This window comes from Corynebacterium sp. HMSC056F09 (assembly GCF_001815785.1).
In the GTDB taxonomy this organism is placed as follows: domain Bacteria; phylum Actinomycetota; class Actinomycetes; order Mycobacteriales; family Mycobacteriaceae; genus Corynebacterium; species Corynebacterium hiratae.
In genome coordinates, this window is the sequence record NZ_KV821917.1 from 15,220 (window position 1) to 31,956 (window position 16,737).

Here is a 16,737-nt window from a genome sequence, read left to right on the forward strand (position 1 = left end):
AGCCCATGAAGGGCATCATCCTCGCTGGCGGTTCAGGGACCCGCCTCTACCCCATCACCAAGGGCATCTCGAAGCAGCTCATGCCCATCTATGACAAGCCGATGGTCTACTACCCTCTGACCACCCTGATCCAGGCCGGCATACGCGAGATCCTCATCATCACCACCCCAGAAGACCAGGCCGCCTTCCAACGCCTGCTTGGCGACGGCTCCCAACTAGGCCTCATGCTGCACTACGCGGTCCAACCCCGGCCCGAAGGTTTGGCCCAGGCCTTCCTCATTGCGGAGGACTTCATCGCCGAGGATGACGTGGCCCTCGTTTTGGGTGACAACATCTTTGACGGCCACGGCTTCTCCACGGCGCTGAATGAGTGCAGCCACCCGGGCGGCGGCATCATCTTTGCCTACGAGGTCTCCGATCCGCAGCGCTATGGTGTTGTCGAGTTTGATGAGTCTGGCCAAGCCCTGTCCATCGAGGAAAAGCCCGCCGCGCCCAAATCCAACCACGCCGTGGTGGGCTTGTATTTCTATGACAATTCCGTGGTGGAGATTGCCAAGTCCATTACGCCCAGCGCACGCGGGGAGTTAGAAATCACCACCGTCAACGAGGAATACCTGCGCCGCGGGCAGCTGCGCGTCAAACGCTTGCAGCGCGGTGATGTCTGGCTGGACACCGGCACGGTGGACTCCATGAGTGAGGCCTCGGCCTACGTGGAGGTGATGCAAAAACGCACCGGCACCGTCATCGGCTCACCGGAGGTTGCCGCCTTCGAGGAGGGCTTCATCGATGCCGCCGCACTCACCGAGCTGGCCGAGCCCCTCCTGAAGTCCGGCTATGGCCGCTATCTCCTGGCCGCTGCCCAAGAGAGCTGAGACCGAGGTGCATTTCGATCAAATAAGGACCGAAAATCGCCCACGGGATCTGGGACCTAATTTGATCGATCCGTACTTGCCAAAGCGTCCCCACGCAGCATCAGAGGCCACCATCACCCAAACGGGCCTAGACGCGTTAAGGTAATCGCATGCCTACTTCATCCTCCCGCCCCACCAGCAATCCCAAGAAATCAGCGCTATCCACCATCAGCCCCGTGGCGTGGGGCCTGTTGGTGCTCGTTGTAGTTCTGGCTATCATCATCGGCTTCCTGCTGGCAGAGCGCAATTCTTCCGGCGATGCCGGGACTCAAGCGGCGCAGGAGACTTCGACGAGCGCGGCGCCAACCCAAGACCTGGCGAAGGATGCTGACAAGGCCACGCCCGGCACGAAATTCTCCGACGGGAAGGGGGACCCGATGGTATTCGGCCCCGGCGGTGACACCAAGAGCGGCGATATCACGGTGGTTCACCGCAAGAAGGAGGATGATCCTTTCGCCGTGGGCGCAGTGGATGCCCCCGTGGTGATTTCGGAGTTCTCTGATTTCGAGTGCCCGTTCTGCTCCCGCCACGCCAACGTCACTGAGCCAGACCTCCTCAAGAAGTACGTGGAGAAGGGCCTGGTGCGCATCGAGTGGAATGACTTCCCCGTTAACGGTCCTGCCGCCGTCGATGCTGCCAAGGCCGGGCGCGCGGCGGCGGCACAGGGCAAGTTCCAGGAGTTCAAGCACGAGCTCTACACCGCTAGCAAGGACATCAATGGCCACCCAGAATTCGGCATCGAGGACTTCATGAAGTTCGCCGAGAAGGCCGGCGTTGCGGACTTGGATAAGTTCCGCCAGCAGGCCACGGATGATACCTACACCGAGGTCATCGAGAAGGCCACCAGCTATGCCTCCCAGATTGGTATTACGGGCACCCCGGCCTTCGTGGTGGGGGATCAGTTCATTGGTGGCGCGCAGCCACCGGAAGTCTTTGAGCAGACCATCCGGGAACAGCTAGGCAAGGCGGCCAATGGATAAGCCGCCACTCATCGTGTGGATCTTCATCGCGCTCGTGGTTCTGACCGCGTTCTTAGGAGGCTATGCAGTGGGGGTGAGCGTATGAGTATCGGAGTTTTTGGCGCCGTCATCGCCGGTGTGCTGGCTTTGATCAGCCCCTGCTCAGCGCTGTTGGTGCCAGCCTTCTTTGCCTATGCTTTTGAATCGCAGCGCCAGCTGCTGCTGAAAACCCTGGTCTTTTTCTTAGGCCTGTGTACCACGCTCGTTCCCATCGGCATGGGTCTGGCTGCAATCCTCGCGCAATACCGCGGCCAGGTCATCACGGTGGCGGGCTGGATCATCATCGCGCTGGGGATCTTTACTGCCTTGGGCGGTGGTTTCCGCATCCCCGGCATGGATACCCTGTCCGGTAAGGCGAGGGGAAAGGTGTTTCTGCTCGGCGCGGTCTATGGCTTTGCGGGCTTTTGCGCGGGCCCACTCTTAGGCGCTGTGCTCACCACGGCTGCTGCGTCCGGCAGCGCGCTCTACGGCGGGATCATCATGGTGGCGTATGCCGCTGGCATGGCCGCACCGCTCTTTGTTCTGGCGGCGCTGTGGGAGCGCCTCAATGTGGGCTCGTGGTCCTGGCTGCGCGGACGCGAGGTGGTCCTCGGCCCCGTGCGCACGAACACCTTGTCCATTGTGTCGGGCGCGTTTTTCGTGCTCATCGGCGCGCTATTCATTGCCAGCTATGGCACCGCAACCTTGCCCGCAGTCTTGAGCACGGATGCGCAGTTCGCGGTGCAAGAAAAAGCCCGCGCTTTCAGCGCGGGCGTAGCGGACGCGTGGGTATGGTTCGGGCTCTCACTTGCCGCCACGGTGGTGGCAGGCATCAAGGCTGCCCGCACCCCGGCCTAGTAGCCGCGTGCGATGTATTCGTCGATACGCGCAGCCTCAGCACCAATGGTGGTCTCGTCGCCGTGCCCCGGCAGGACGCGGGTCTCCGGCGGAAGGTTCAGCACTCGGTTGCGCAGGGACTCGATGATGACGTCGAAGTCGGAGTACTTGCGGCCGGTGGCACCGGGCCCGCCATTGAAAAGGGTATCTCCCGACAGAAGCGTGGCTTCGTCCGCGATGTAGAGCACCACGCACCCTGGCGAGTGACCAGGCGTGTGGAAGACCACGAAGTCACTATCGCCCACGGTGAATAGCTGGTTATCCTCCAGCGGAACGAAGGTCGCACCCTCGTGCGTTTCCTCCCACAGCGGGCGGTCATCCGGGTGGAGGTACACGGACACGCCGAAGTGCTCAGCCACCTGGGGCGCGAGCTCGCAGTGGTCGTTGTGCGCGTGGGTGAGGATAACGCCCTTAACGGTGCGCTTTCCTACCTCGTCGATGACGCGCTCGGCGTCGTGGGAAGGATCGACGATGTAGCACTCGGCGTCGCTTGACGCGCCGCCTGCGGCCAGGATGTAGACGTTATTGTCCACGTCCCACTCACCGCCATCCAGGCGGAACTTTCCTGAGGTTACAAACTGTTCGATAATCATTTACAGCTCCACTACGGATCGAAGTACCTTGCCAGCCTTCATGGTAGCGAAGGCCTCCTCCACGTCGTCGAGGCCAATGCGCTCGGACACGAAGTCCTGCAGCGGGAAGCGGCCCTGCAGGGAGAGGTCAACGTACATGGGGAAGTCGCGCTCCGGCAGGCAGTCGCCATACCAGGAGGACTTGAGGGAACCGCCGCGGCCGAAGAAGTCGATGGCTGGGACGTCGAAGCGGCTGGTGAGGTTCGGGACGCCCACCATGACCATGCGGCCGGCCAGGTCGCGGGAGTAGAAGGCCTGGCGGGTGGTGGCTGGGATGCCCACGGCATCGATAGCCACGTCGGTACCGAAACCATCGGTGAGCTCACGGACTGCCTCGATGACCTCGTCCTCGGACTTGTCCTTCGCCGCGATGGTGTGGGTCGCACCGAACTTCTTGGCCAGCTCCAGCTTGTCTGGATCCAGGTCCACGGCGATGACCTTGGAGGCACCCGCCAGCACCGCGCCGGCGATGGCTGCCATGCCGACACCACCGCAGCCAAAGACCGCGACGGACTCGCCGCGCTTGACGTCACCGGTGTTGACCGCAGCACCCAAGCCTGCCATCACGCCACAGCCCAACAGGCCCGCGGCGGCCGGGTCTGCCTCCGGATTGACCTTGGTGCACTGGCCTTCATGAACCAGGGTCTTCTCCGCGAAGGAGCCGATGCCGAGCGCCGGGGTGAGCTCAGTGCCGGCATCCTTATCCCCGTCCGCGAGCGTCATCTTCGCGGAGGCATTGTGGGTGTTGAAGCAGTACTTCGGCTCACCTTTCTTACAAGCGCGGCACTCGCCGCACACTGCACGCCAGTTCAGGACCACGAAGTCACCGACCTCGACGTGGGTAACAGCATCGCCCACGCGCTCCACGACGCCCGCCGCCTCGTGCCCAAGCAAGAACGGGAAGGCATCCTCGATATCGCCATCGCGGTAAGCCAGGTCGGTGTGGCAGACGCCGCAGGCCTGAATCTTGACCACGACGTCGTGCTCGCCCGGAGCGGGCACGACGATGTTGACGGTCTCGACGGGCTCGCCCTTGGCGCGCGCAATCACGCCACGGACAACCTCCGAGCCTTGCTGAGATTTATTTTCATTAAGGTTTTCATTAACAGTCATGTCCGCGAGGGTACGCGAAAGGCCCGGGCAACGTAGCCCGGGCCTAAAAGCCAGAAGAACACGCTTCTAGAAGCTAGCGAGGTGATTGGCCACAAACTCGTGACCGCGCGCATTAATGTGCAGCGGCAGGTTTCCGGGACCGGCAGAGAAGTCCACCAGACCCGCCCACAGTCGCTTATTGGCATCGGCGCACATTCCACGATCCCAGGTCATCGGCTTCATGTCCACGAACTCGGTACCCGTCGCGTGCGCTAGGTCCACCTGCATCCACTGCGTGACGTTTTCATAGCGCTGCACCATCGGCAGAGCCGTGGCATCGGCCGGCTTCGGACCAAAGTGGAGGAGGCAGTAGCGGTCGCCCGAGCCGATGGTCGGATAACCCACGATCTGAATGCGGGCATTGGGGGCTGCTGCACGAATCTTGTTGATAATCGGCGCATTTGCGCCAACAAAGCGGGCGCGCATGTTGGCGTCAGAAAGCTGGGCATTGTTATACGTATCGTTAAAGCCGCCCGCATAGAGTACGCGCTGGGTGTCCGGGCTGAGCGCGCCACGACGGATGGCATCATCGACCTGCGCGTTCATCTGCGGACCCTGGGACATCGAGACCGCACCGGAGCAGGAGAAATCCGCCACCGGCATGCCCAGCTTGGACGCGACGCGCTTGGCGTAGTTATTGCCGGAGGGGCAGTCGAGGCTCGGGTTGCGGTTGGAGGAGCCGAGGCGCGAGGAGAGGTAAACATCTAGCTGCGGATCCGCCAATACGGAGTCGCCAAAGGCGACGAGGTTTCGCTCGCCGGCGGCGGCCTGCGGAGCCTGGGACAAGCTTACTGCCACGAGGAGGGAGGCGCAGAGGGCAGTGATGCGCTGGGTAAACTTCACGTGACTGATGTCCTTTCGAGAAAAGGGTATGTTCTTAACCGAAACCATATTAAACTAAGCTAGCAGTTAATCTCGTGCAACAATAGCAACAACTGTAACAATTTGTCGTTTTTAAAACAGGCGCGTTAGGCGCCTCCCCGTAACCTTCTACCCCTTCCCTACGATGAGAACCCTATGAAGCTTTCTGATCTCACCTTCCATGCCGCCGCTCTCGCGCGTTTTGTCCCCGCCCTCTTTCGCGCCGGCCTTATTAGCCCCGCTGGCGGCCCACGGGCAGTGGTCTCCACCGCGCCGATTCTCGCCCGCTACCGCTTCACCACCGCCCGCGAGGTGGAGCAGGCCTACCTGACCTGCCCAGAACGCCTAGCGCTTATCGACGATGACGGGGCACTCACCTACCGCCAGCTGCGCGAACAATCCCAGACCTTCGCGCGCTGGTTGCTCTCCCTGGGCCTCGACGAGATCCGTCTCGGCGTCATGGCTCGCAATGGGCGGGGCATTATCACCCCGCTGGCCGCCAAAGGTTATGCCGGAGCGCACATCTTCCTACTCAACGTTGGCTCCTCCCCTGAGCAGCTCGCCGGATGCATTGAGGAAAACCGCATCAACGTGCTCGTTATCGACGATGAATTCGTTGACCGCCTTGCCCCCGCAGACAGCGCTAGCCCCAGCCCCGTTGCTGGACTGCAGGTCGTGATTGGTCATGATTCCGGCGAGGAGATCCCGGCTGAGCTGGCCGAGGCCCCGACGCTGCACCAAATCGTGGTGAACCCGCGGGACGTCGAGAAGCAGAAGCTTCCCACCTGGCCCAAGCACGGACATATCGTGCTCATGTCCTCCGGAACCACCGGCATCCCCAAGGGCATTATGCGCCCAGAGCCCACTCTGCCCGTGGTGGTTGCCTCCATCGTGGATGCGGTGCCGTGGCGTGGGGACCAGAAGGTGCAAATGACCGCCTCCATCTTCCACACGTGGGGCTGGGCCTGCCTCAACATCGCGCTGGGCCTGCGCAACACCATTGTCACCCGCCGCGTCTTTGACCCGGCGGCCGCGCTCGATGACATCCAGCGCTACCAACTTGATGGCCTGCTCTCCTCCCCCGTTTTCTTCCGCCAGATGGTGCAGGCCGACCCAGATTCGGCCTATGACACCTCAAGCCTGAAGTTCATTGCTTCTGCAGGACATGCGCTGACCCCGGAGATTGTCAAAGAAACCCACGAGCGCTTCGGCCCGATTCTCTGCAACGTCTATGGTTCCACGGAGCTGGCGCTGGCATCGACGGCCACCATGGAAGAGGTGGCTAAGGACCCAACCATCGGCGGCAAGATTGCCTCTGGCACGAAGCTGCGCATCCTCGATGAGGATGGCAAAGAAGTCCCGCGCGGCGAGGTCGGCGAAATCTATCTGACCAACTCCACCGCGCTCATTGGCTATACCAACCCGAAGATTCCGCTCAACAAGGTTGATGGCCTCATCTCCATCGGTGACTTGGGCTATATCGACCCCGAGGGCTACCTGCACGTGGTGGGCCGCGCCGATGACATGATCATCGTCGGCGGCGAGAACGTGCACCCGCAGTCGGTGACGGAGGTGCTTGAAACCATGCCGGGCATCGCGGAAGTGCATGCCGGCGGCGTGGAGGATGAAACCACCTTCCAGCGCATCGCCGTGTGGGCCGTGACCACGCGCGATGCCTTGGGCAACACCGTGACTGCCGACGCCATCCGCACCTGGGTCCGCGAGAACCTCGCCGACCACTCCGTGCCGCGCGACGTCCACTTCCTGGACAAGCTGCCGCGCAACGCCACGGGCAAGGTGGTGCCGCGCCTGCTGAGCAATACCGACTAGCCGGCGTCTTCACTCCAGATTTCCCGGCTGAAATAGGGCCCTCCGAGCCACAACTGCCCGAGTTGCCAAAACCTTCGCTCCTCACCGCAGGGAGCAACGTTGTTTTTGGCAACTCGGGCAGTTTTTATATCTGGGATTTGGCCCCGCCGGCCCATCCCTTGAGATGGGCCGAATCAGGTTAGTTGCTGCGCTTGACGGTGGCCGCAACCTCGCCTGGTTGGACATGACCCTCGCGGGCAATGTCGACACCAGCGACTTGCTTGGCCGTGGGGCACACCACCGGGGTGATGAGGTTGACGCCGCGCTCGCGCAGCTTCTGCGCCTCCACCGCGATGATCGGCGTGCCGGCGGTGACGGTATCGCCCTTCTTGGCCAGGGCCGTGAAACCTTCGCCCTTGAGCTCCACGGTGTCGATGCCGATGTGGATGAGCAGGTCCAGCCCATCCGCGGTCTGCATACCGAAGGCATGGCCCGTCTTGAAGACCATGGTGATGGTGCCGTCAACGGGCGCGCAGACGTCGAAGGCATCGACGGTTTCAGGCATAACGGCGAAGCCTTCGCCCACCATGCCCTGCGCAAAGGAGGCATCCGGGACCTGGGAGAGCTCGACGACGTCTCCGGCGAACGGGGCACACACCTCGACATCCGCTGCGTCACCGCTGACGCTCTGAGCGGAAGCGGCGCTGGCCGGCGCGCTGGCTCCAGCCGCGGTCGCAGCACCCGCCGTGGCCAGGACCGGAGAACCGTGGCGCAGCTGGTGGCTGACCTCGTCATACATGAACTGCACGGCCGGGCCCACGATGACCTGGACGCTCTTCTCCGAGGGGTGGATGACGCCGGAGACGGCGGCGCGCTTGATTACGGAGTCGTCGACAAGCGCGCGATCCTTGACGCCCACGCGCAGGCGCGTGGTGCAGTAGTCCAGGGAGTCAATGTTGTCCTTGCCGCCGAGGCCTTCGATGATGCGCGCGGCATCGGCTGCGGTCTTGTCATCGCCGCTGACGGAATCCGCCGCGTCGTCGGCCTCATCCTCGCCGCGGCCCGGCGTCTTCAGGTTCAGCCAGCCGATGAGGAAGTAGAAGATGACGAAGTAGAGGAAGAAGAAGCCCACGCCCATGACCAGCAGCATGTACCACTTGTTGGCCAGCGGGTTCTGGGAGGAGAGCAGCATATCCACGAAACCGGCGGAGAAACCGAAGCCGGCGGTCCACTCCATGGCGGAGGCGATGAAGACGGACAGGCCCATCAGTAGCGCGTGCACCACGTAGAGCAGCGGGGCGACGAACATGAAGGAGAACTCCAGCGGCTCGGTCACTCCGGTGAAGAAGGAAGCCAAAGCGCCGGCGGCCATGAGGGAGCCGACGACCTTGCGCTTGCTCTTATCCGCGCGCAGGTACATGGCGAGTGCCGCACCCGGCAGACCGAACATCATGACCGGGAAGAAGCCCGCCTGGTAGCGGCCCACGACGCCCTCGACCGTGCACTGGCCGTTGGCCCAAATACCCGGGCAATCAGCGGCAGAGGTCGCGGCCGCGGCGGCGTCGATGGTGGCCTGGCCGGCCTGGAAGTTACCGATGTCGTTGATACCGATGACGTCGAACCAGAAGACGGAGTTCAGTGCGTGGTGCAGGCCAGTCGGGATGAGCAGGCGGTTGGCCACGCCGTAGATGCCGGCACCCGCCGCGCCCAGGCCCTGGATGGAGGTACCGAAGTTGAACAGCGCGTTGTAGATGAACGGCCACACAAAGTAGAGGATCCCGGAAACAACCATGGCGAAGATCGCGGTAAGGATCGGCACCAATCGGCGGCCAGAGAAGAAGGCGAGGAAGTCCGGCAGCTTGGTGCCGTGGAAACGGTTATATACCCAGGCCGCCATGATGCCGGCGAGGATGCCGAAGAGGACGTTGCCGCCGCCCACAGCATTCCAGCCTTCCGCGGCCCATTCCAGCGCCTCATCGCCGGTCAGCGCGGTGGGGTCTTCGATACCACGGTAGCCGGCCACAGCCTCCGGGCCGAGCAGTTTCATAAACGTGGCGAAGGCCAGGAAACCAGAAAGTGCCGCGGCACCGTTGGAATCCTTGGCCAGGCCGAAGGAAATGGCGATGGCGAAGATCCAGCCCAGGTTAGCCAGCACCGCATCACCGGAGCTGATGAGCAGCTGCGCGGCGAGGTTATCCGGGCCGGCGGCGCTGGAGATCCAGTAACCAACACCGCAGAGGATCGCCGCGACGGGCAGCACCGCCACGGCGCCCATGAGGGCTTTTCCGAGCCGCTGCAGCGGCCCCATGACATCGACTTTCATGCGAGGAGTCCTTTCACACTAGTAAGGAATTAGATGGAGTTTTTAGGAAAAGAGTGGGCGGTGAGGACGATGTTGGTCGGCGAAAATGTAGTACTCGCGGTCCTCTAACTGGGAAGCAGCGGATTCATCCACAATCACCGTGGCGTGCTGGTGCAACTGCAGGATTGAGGCCGGGCAGTGTGCAGACAGTGGGCCTTCCACCATGTCGCGCACAGCATTGGCCTTGTTGCTACCGGTAGCCAGCAAGAGCAGGCGACGCGCCTCGTTAATCGTTCCCAGTCCTTGAGTGACGGCAAAGCGCGGCACCTCGTCCACGGTGTCAAAGAAACGGGAGTTATCGTTCACGGTCTGCGGGTGCAGAGTAGTGACGTGGGTGCGCGACGTCAGGGAGCTGGAAGGCTCGTTAAAGCCGACGTGTCCGTTGGCGCCGATGCCCAGCAGTTGGATATCCACGCCGCCAGCATCACGGATGGCCTTGTCATAGGTGGCCGCGGCGGCTGCCGGGTCGTCCGCGTCACCAGCGGGGCTTTTCACCAGGTCGTCGTTGAAATCCACGTGGCTGGTGAATTCGCGGCGAATGGTGGAATAGTAGGACTGCTCGTGGGTGCGCTCCAGCCCGATGTATTCATCGAGCAGGAATGCGCGGCTGCGGGCAAAGCTCACCTCGCCGCGCTCATAGCGGGCGATGAGTTCCTTGTACATCGCCACCGGGGTCGATCCCGTGGCGAGGCCCAGGGTGGACCCGGCGTTGGCGTAATGCGCGAAAATGTTCGCGGCTTCCACGGCCACCTCGGCGGGGGTAGATCGAATAAGTATGTCCATGAGCTGCCTTCCTCGTTGCTTCTTTATTTAACGTCTAGATTTTTAACGGTCGAGCGGGATATCAGCACCGCCAACAATGACGCGCACTGGTTCCAACTGGGCATTGAGGCCCACCAGGTTGGCGCGCGCGCCAACCGCGATGCGGCCTAGATTCGTCTCCCCCAACACGTCGGCTGCCGTGGTGGAGGTAAAACGCACCGCCTCGCCCAGACCATGGCGCGCGGCGAAACTGATGAATTGCTGAGCCAAGGTGGAGGTACCGCCCGCGATAGCGCCGCTGGGCACGCGCGCCACTCCCCCGCTCACCGTGACGGGCAGGGAGCCCAATTCATAGTCACCGTCGGCCATGCCGGCCGCCGCCATGGCATCAGTGATGGCGAAGGCGCGGTGACTGTGAGCCATGTCCACGGCGCCGTCGACAAGATGCACGCCATCTGCGATGAGCTCGACGGACACATCGCCCGCCTTCGCTGCGGTAAGCAAGGCCGCTACCGGGCCCGGCGCGCGGTGGTGAATAGAAGGCATGCCATTAAAGAGGTGCGTTCCAGTCACGGTCAGGCCGAGCTCCTTAGCCTTGGCGATAACGCTCAGCGTGGTGTCGTAATCGGCCTCGGTGTGGCCCAGGCTGGCGATGATGCCATGCTCCGCGCAGACGTCGAGCAGCTTGTCGACGTTCTCCGTTTCCGGTGCGAAAGTAATCGAACGCAGGTGGCCGCGGGCCGCGGCGATGACTGCGCGGAAGAAGTCCGGGTCGCCCGGCACGATGCGCGAAGGGTCCTGCGCGCCGCATTTGGCCGCCGCGATGAAGGGGCCCTCCATGTGGATGCCGGCGATCTCGCCTTCTTCAGCCAGCTGGGCCAAAAGCTCAGCCCGGGCACACAGCTCTTCCTGCGTGCCGGAGACCAAGCTGGCCAGCAACGTCGTGGTGCCGTGCGCGCGGTGGAAGCGGGCGGCGGCCAGGCACTGCTCATAGTCGCCGTTGGGGAAGCCCCCGCCATTGCCTCCATGGTTGTGCAGGTCCACGAAACCGGGCACCCACAGCAACGCATCCGGGTCCCCGGCGTGCCAGGCGGCCTCGGCTGCGGGGACGTCGCCAAGCACTATGCCCTCAATGTTCTCCCCGAACGTGACGGCTCCGGCGCGCAGCTCGAAGTTCTCATCAATGTAGAGGCCCTCGACGTGGCCTTTCGCCTCTGTCTGCATAACTCATTCGATTCTGTTTGTACAGGCTGGCGTGGCACCGCCCGGTTGACACTTCATTTGAAATTTATCAGGGCTGCCGATTTTTGTGAACCACGCCTCCTGCAAAGAGGCGTGTGAGCACAGGTAGCTTTTTGCGTGTTCGGTACACCGCATGGGATGGCGAAAGACCCCGCGAACTACCAGCCGCGGGTGGCCACTCGGTCCCAAAGCGCGTTGCTCGCTAGCTCACCGGCGCCCGCTGGTGAGGTGCCAACGAACACATCTCTCGCATCAGGATCATCAGCAAGAATGTAGCGGAACCACGCGGTGGCGTAACTGTCCCCGAACTCTAGAACGTCCTTGTGGTCCGCGCCCAGGCGGCGGGCAATGATTGCCGGACCACCAGCTGATTCAAAGTTCTCCTGCAAGTCTGACCACGGACTAACAAGCCAGCGGTCCGAACGGCCATCGCTCGTCATCAGGAATAGCGGTTCCTCTACGTCAGCCGTGTTGTAGTCCCAGTCATTGGACTGTGCCACTTTGTGGGAGGCCGGGCTCGCCGCATACACAGCTGCTACCTCCGTGTGGGCCGCAGCGTTGATGGCACCCGCACCACCCTGTGAGTGGCCAAAAATGCCGACTCGTGATCGGTCCGCACGAGAATCCAGTTCCGGCAAGCGCTCAATCAAGTGCACGACATTCTCTCCTGTACCTGTGTGGGGAGTCTCATCGCCGACAACCACGAAGCCCCAACTAGCCAGGTGCTCCGCCACGGGCAGGTAGCTGCTCAGCGGCGTGTTCGTGCCATTAGCCATGACCGCCGCCGGAAACGGTCCCGCGCCTGTCGGTGCCGCGATGGTCACGTCGCCATCACGCCGCACGTCGACCTCGTGCGGCCCCTCGCCCGCAAACGACGCTTCCAGCGGGCCACCTGTCTCAGCGCTATATCCGGCAGCCACGCCGTCATCACCGGTCACGCTGTCTGCGTCCACCCACTGCATGAATCCCACAAACCCTACAAACGCCACCACAATCACGGCCACCACGGCAATCATGCCAACCACAAGCTTTTTCATGCTCTGTATTGTGTTTCGCACGAGAGCGAAGGTCACTAGCGCTAGCACTACTTTTTCCTGTACACAGTGCAAGAGCTGCCTCCGCTACGCCCTTGAAATGAGAGACTCACATCATTACCTTGTTGTATGTAATCGTCATCACATATGGGAGAAATAATGCTTACCTCCGAAACGCTTTCCGAAGTAGTCACAGTAGGAGGTTCAGGTCCGTTCAGCGGCCAGGGCAACGAAACAGTTGCAGCCTAAATGCATCCCCCTAGAAACAGTGGTGACGAAGGACTTTCATCTATCTACACCTTGACCGCCACATATTTTTTATTGTCAGTGTGCGGGTCAATGACCAGCCTCTCGATTTCACTCCACTTCGCCGAACTCAACAAAGGCGAACTGTTGGTGGCAAGCATCTTCATCTCGGGTACTTGCGCTCAAGTTTTTGCAGTCCCCTTTCTGGCCCCACTCTTCAACAAATTCAACAGCTATCACATTGCGCTTGCTGCACTCTTCTTAGATCTTCTGGGCCTGTTATCAATGGCAGCCTATCCAGAGCCATTGATCCTCATTGTCGGAAATCTCGTCACCGCATGCTTAAGCGGACTGTCAATTCCATCCATTTTCACCATCGCTGACTCTCAGGTCGGCGAAGGACAGCAGGCGAAAGCCTTCTCCCTCTTGGACACAGCCCGACTTGGCAGTGGATTCCTTGGACCACCTCTAGGTGGATTACTACTGGACCAAAGAAACCTGCAGACAGCGCTCTTCGTTGAAGCTTGCGCCGTTGGAGTCTCGCTACTTGCTTTTTATTTCCTTTATAAATCCTCGCCCCCGAAAACACTGCTTCATTCAGAAACCAAAGATTCTTCACCGAGTTTTCTCCAGAAGGTCCTCGAAGCACCTTCCCTTTTGCTGAAGAATAGAAGCGCTCGGTCCGCGTTAACCAGCATTTGGGGAGCAATTATCTGCACCTCGATTTTCAACGTTTCGCTTGTCTTCTATGCGACACAGACCCTCCACGTCAGCGGTACGTTATATGCCATCATTGCCCAAGCATTTATCGTGGGCCGCATCTTTGGCGCACGGCTTTCAGCTCGCCTTCACTCACAGAACGCTGGGAAAGTCCTGGCCGGGGCAGGATTCGCTATGGGGTGTTTCATAGCTTTACCTGGACTATTTCCCTCATTGTGGCTCTGCATCCCATGTTTCCTCCTGGGCGGAGTCTGCAATGCTGCTCAGGTGGCCGCACTACGCATAATCGTTGTCGGATCCGTACCTGATGAAGTGAAACCCAAAGCCCTTTCTACGATGGGTTCAATTAACAGCTCCGCAATGCTTATTGGATACATCATCGGGGCACCTGTTGTAAGTGCCATCGGCCCAGCTGCGACCCTTGTCGTATCAGGGTTTGGCACCTCTATCCTCACTCTGGGGCCAATTCTGAAGACCACCATGTACGGTGACTCCGGTAACCAAGGCAACGACGGCAAATAGCAATTAATTTTGTAGTAAATCTACTTCGCCAGTTATCTGGAGATATAGCCAAATGTCACCATGGCAAACGGCACGCTACGGACCGAAACTATCCCCTATCCCGTAACGGTAGAGTTGGCGCCATTTAGCCCACCTGTCCCCCACAACTCATACGGAGCTTTCCTCATGGCCCGCTTTTCTGCACGCCAGCTCAAGCGCTTCATGGGATTCTGGCCGCCCTTCTTGGGCGCTGGCATCAAGATCCAAGAATTTGCTGATGACGGCACTCGCGTCGTTGTCAGCCACAGGCCAAACATGCTGACCAAGAACGCCATGGGTGTTGCCTTCGGTGGCACGCTCTCCGCCATGACGGACCCGTTCTTCATGCTTGCGTCCATGCATCGACTGGGCAAGGAGTACCGCATCTGGGATGCCGCTGGTGAGATTAAGTACCTGAAACCCGGCCGCGGCACGGTCACCGCCGATATGCGTATCCCCGAGGAGACTTACGCGCTCATCGAAGAAAAGACGGCCAACGGTGAGAAGTATTTGCATTGGTTCGACGTGGACATCATCGATGAGGAAGGCGATGTCGTCGCTCATGTGCGCCGCCAAGTCTATTACCGGCGCAAGCAGAAACAAGCTGCACTTGGCCACAGACGCTGGCTAGTGACGCTTGGACTACTGAGGGTGCTTCCCGAAATTCTTGTGCTGTGTTTATCTAGTGCTTTGAAGCCATTTTGAGCACCCTTGATTCTAAAGGCGAACTACTCATCACCATCATGAGTAGTCTTGCCCAGGAAGAATCTCGCTCCATATCTGAGAACGTCACCTGGGGACATCGCAGACGCTTCGCTGATGGGAAAGTCATGGTGCCCTACTCCTCGCTACTGGGATATAAGAAAGGCGCTGACGGTAACCTCGCTATTGATGAGACTCAAGCCCCGACCGTGCGCTTGATCTACCAGCTGTTTCTAGACGGCTCATCGATCACCGAAATCCGTGCCGAGCTACAGCGTCGCGGTATTTTGACTCCGCGAGGTAAAACCAACTGGTCCACCTCAACCGTGCGCTCCATCTTGACCAATGAGAAATATAAAGGCGACGCCCTGCTCCAGAAAACGTTCACCGCTGACTTCCTAACCAAACGAATCGAAGTAAACGAGGGCGAAGTCCCGCAATACTACGTCACCGGAAACCACGAGCCGATTATTGATGCGCCCGTCTGGGATCAGGTTCAATACGAGTTGGCCACCCGCCACGCAACCAACAGCTCCAAAATCGGCCTATTTGCCAGCCGACTCAAATGCGCAGATTGCGGATCCTGGTACGGACGCAAAACCTGGGCATCCAACACTAAATACAAGCACACGATCTGGCAGTGCAACCAAAAATACGACCATCCCCGTCCCTGCCAGACCGCTACCTTGCGTGATGAGCAAATCCAGACCGCGTTCCTCGCCGCGCTAAACCAGCTGGCTGAACAATAACGCGGACAAAGCCACCTACCACAGGTCATCGACGCCATGTTTAATACAGACCAGCTCGAAGCGGAGTCCAAGCGCCTAGACGAGAAAATCCGCGCTCTTGCCAGCGAGATTGAATCATTGGTTGCAGAAAATCAGCGGGTAGCGCAAGACCAGGACCAATACCTCGCCCGCTACACCCAGCTAGAAGCGCGATACCAGAAAACCCTGGGCCGCAAACAAGCCATCGAGGCCGAGATTGCTGCCAAGAGTGCCAAGGCCACTGCGATCAAAACCGCCTACACCCAGTTGGCCGACAAGCCCATCCAGCATTTTCAACCATCCCAGTGGACAGCGCTTATCGACCATGCCGTTATCGGAGCCAACGAGATCCAGTTCGTCTTCAGAATCGGCACTGAAATCACCGTGCCTATTGCTAGCAGGCTGCCAGTTTCTTCCACTTCCTGATTTTGGTGCGAAACGTCGTAAATGGCGCGACGGTGTTGATATGCACCCATTTCCACACCGGCCACGCCGACGGGGTGGAAGAAGCCCACGCACGCTGACCCGAACTAAACAATTCTGATTCGGTTAGACCGCCCACCATTTTGACTATCTCACCAAGCAGGATCTTGAACCTGTCGATCAAATCCTCAGTAGATACCTGCTCCCAGCGTTGGTAGAACGATTCATACAATCCGCCCAGTTGATTCCACTTAAAACCAGGTGCCGGAGTCACCACGTCAAGACCGGCTTGTTCGTCACGTTCCCAGCCGAGCAGTAATTCCATCCAGCCAAGCTGGTAGGCGATCATCTGCCGGGGCGTGCGGTCAACACCGTCAACCAGCCGGTCCCAACCATCGCCAGGAACGCCTACGAACTCGCCGATAAAAAGTTCGCCACGCTTAGTAATCTCTGCGGCTAGTTCATCGCCGGACGCATACGATCTCACCACACACCTCCTCGTGAAACGGCCTTAGGTTTAACGCTTCGTTAGCGCGTTAAACCCTGAATACGCATTTTACTAGGGCAAACAAGATACCCGCTAACGCAAAACCCAAACCCGCTAACGCAAGCGATTTTTCACACCCCCCCTAAGCGATACTCGCTAACGCAAAAGGGTACTTATCAAATCCGACGTCTA

General features: G+C 60.2%; 16 protein-coding genes. 8 read left to right on the plus strand and 8 right to left on the minus strand.

All coding sequences use genetic code 11. The features are described 5' to 3' along the window. The first annotated feature begins 5 nt into the window (after positions 1-5). The 3 genes from rfbA (at position 6) to HMPREF3056_RS04880 (ending at position 2,767) form a co-directional block, all read left to right on the plus strand. Positions 6-872, plus strand: coding sequence for a glucose-1-phosphate thymidylyltransferase RfbA (gene rfbA, locus HMPREF3056_RS04870; RefSeq protein ID WP_049157609.1), 867 nt, complete (start codon positions 6-8; stop codon positions 870-872). A gap of 149 nt (positions 873-1,021) precedes the next feature. Beyond that, positions 1,022-1,891: a DsbA family protein gene (locus tag HMPREF3056_RS04875; RefSeq protein ID WP_141759841.1), complete on the plus strand. Its 870-nt coding sequence runs from the start codon at positions 1,022-1,024 to the stop codon at positions 1,889-1,891. Positions 1,892-1,972: 81 nt separating this feature from the next. Beyond that, entirely contained in the window at positions 1,973-2,767 is a 795-nt protein-coding gene (locus tag HMPREF3056_RS04880) for a cytochrome c biogenesis CcdA family protein (RefSeq protein WP_070754243.1), read from the plus strand. On the opposite strand, the gene HMPREF3056_RS04885 is transcribed toward HMPREF3056_RS04880, so the two are convergent. The 3 genes from HMPREF3056_RS04885 to HMPREF3056_RS04895 form a co-directional block, all read right to left on the minus strand. Next, positions 2,764-3,399 carry an MBL fold metallo-hydrolase gene (locus HMPREF3056_RS04885; protein ID WP_070511279.1) on the minus strand — a complete coding sequence of 212 codons (636 nt, stop codon included), beginning with the start codon at positions 3,397-3,399 and terminating at the stop codon, positions 2,764-2,766. The genes HMPREF3056_RS04880 and HMPREF3056_RS04885 overlap by 4 nt on opposite strands. Beyond that, positions 3,400-4,551, minus strand: coding sequence for an S-(hydroxymethyl)mycothiol dehydrogenase (locus HMPREF3056_RS04890; RefSeq protein WP_070754245.1), 1,152 nt, complete (start codon positions 4,549-4,551; stop codon positions 3,400-3,402). 66 nt (positions 4,552-4,617) lie between these two features. Further along, positions 4,618-5,433, minus strand: coding sequence for a GDSL-type esterase/lipase family protein (locus HMPREF3056_RS04895; protein WP_070754247.1), 816 nt, complete (start codon positions 5,431-5,433; stop codon positions 4,618-4,620). A 174-nt stretch (positions 5,434-5,607) separates the two neighbouring features. Between HMPREF3056_RS04895 and HMPREF3056_RS04900 the strand changes: the two genes are divergently transcribed. Continuing rightward, positions 5,608-7,281, plus strand: coding sequence for an acyl-CoA synthetase (locus HMPREF3056_RS04900; RefSeq protein WP_070754249.1), 1,674 nt, complete (start codon positions 5,608-5,610; stop codon positions 7,279-7,281). A 178-nt stretch (positions 7,282-7,459) separates the two neighbouring features. Here HMPREF3056_RS04900 and nagE read toward each other — a convergent pair whose 3' ends face one another. The 4 genes from nagE to HMPREF3056_RS04920 form a co-directional block, all read right to left on the minus strand. Continuing rightward, positions 7,460-9,583 (minus strand): N-acetylglucosamine-specific PTS transporter subunit IIBC, encoded by a 2,124-nt coding sequence (nagE, locus tag HMPREF3056_RS04905; RefSeq protein ID WP_070546703.1) that lies wholly within the window; start codon positions 9,581-9,583, stop codon positions 7,460-7,462. A gap of 42 nt (positions 9,584-9,625) precedes the next feature. Beyond that, positions 9,626-10,405, minus strand: a complete 780-nt coding sequence (nagB, locus tag HMPREF3056_RS04910; RefSeq protein ID WP_070546701.1) for a glucosamine-6-phosphate deaminase — start codon at positions 10,403-10,405, stop codon at positions 9,626-9,628. 42 nt (positions 10,406-10,447) lie between these two features. Further along, the gene (locus HMPREF3056_RS04915) at positions 10,448-11,608 is read right to left on the minus strand and encodes an N-acetylglucosamine-6-phosphate deacetylase (protein WP_070754252.1); all 1,161 of its coding nucleotides are present in this window, start codon (positions 11,606-11,608) and stop codon (positions 10,448-10,450) included. Between the two features lie 176 nt (positions 11,609-11,784). Beyond that, on the minus strand, positions 11,785-12,663 hold the full coding sequence (locus tag HMPREF3056_RS04920) for an alpha/beta hydrolase family protein (protein ID WP_070754254.1): 879 nt from the start codon (positions 12,661-12,663) through the stop codon (positions 11,785-11,787). A gap of 246 nt (positions 12,664-12,909) precedes the next feature. On the opposite strand from HMPREF3056_RS04920, the gene HMPREF3056_RS04925 reads away from it, so the two are divergent. From HMPREF3056_RS04925 to HMPREF3056_RS13720, 4 genes are all read left to right on the plus strand, one after another. Next, positions 12,910-14,148: an MFS transporter gene (locus HMPREF3056_RS04925; protein WP_070754256.1), complete on the plus strand. Its 1,239-nt coding sequence runs from the start codon at positions 12,910-12,912 to the stop codon at positions 14,146-14,148. 165 nt (positions 14,149-14,313) lie between these two features. Further along, the gene (locus HMPREF3056_RS04930; protein ID WP_232751635.1) at positions 14,314-14,871 is read left to right on the plus strand and encodes a DUF4442 domain-containing protein; all 558 of its coding nucleotides are present in this window, start codon (positions 14,314-14,316) and stop codon (positions 14,869-14,871) included. 38 nt (positions 14,872-14,909) lie between these two features. After that, positions 14,910-15,617 (plus strand): recombinase family protein, encoded by a 708-nt coding sequence (locus HMPREF3056_RS13715; RefSeq protein WP_246822468.1) that lies wholly within the window; start codon positions 14,910-14,912, stop codon positions 15,615-15,617. A 36-nt stretch (positions 15,618-15,653) separates the two neighbouring features. Further along, on the plus strand, positions 15,654-16,061 hold the full coding sequence (locus tag HMPREF3056_RS13720) for a hypothetical protein (protein WP_049157908.1): 408 nt from the start codon (positions 15,654-15,656) through the stop codon (positions 16,059-16,061). Here the strand turns inward: HMPREF3056_RS13720 and HMPREF3056_RS04945 are convergent. Next, positions 16,030-16,545, minus strand: coding sequence for a ClbS/DfsB family four-helix bundle protein (locus HMPREF3056_RS04945; protein ID WP_034969882.1), 516 nt, complete (start codon positions 16,543-16,545; stop codon positions 16,030-16,032). The two genes, HMPREF3056_RS13720 and HMPREF3056_RS04945, sit on opposite strands and share 32 nt — an antisense overlap. Positions 16,546-16,737 lie beyond the last annotated feature (192 nt).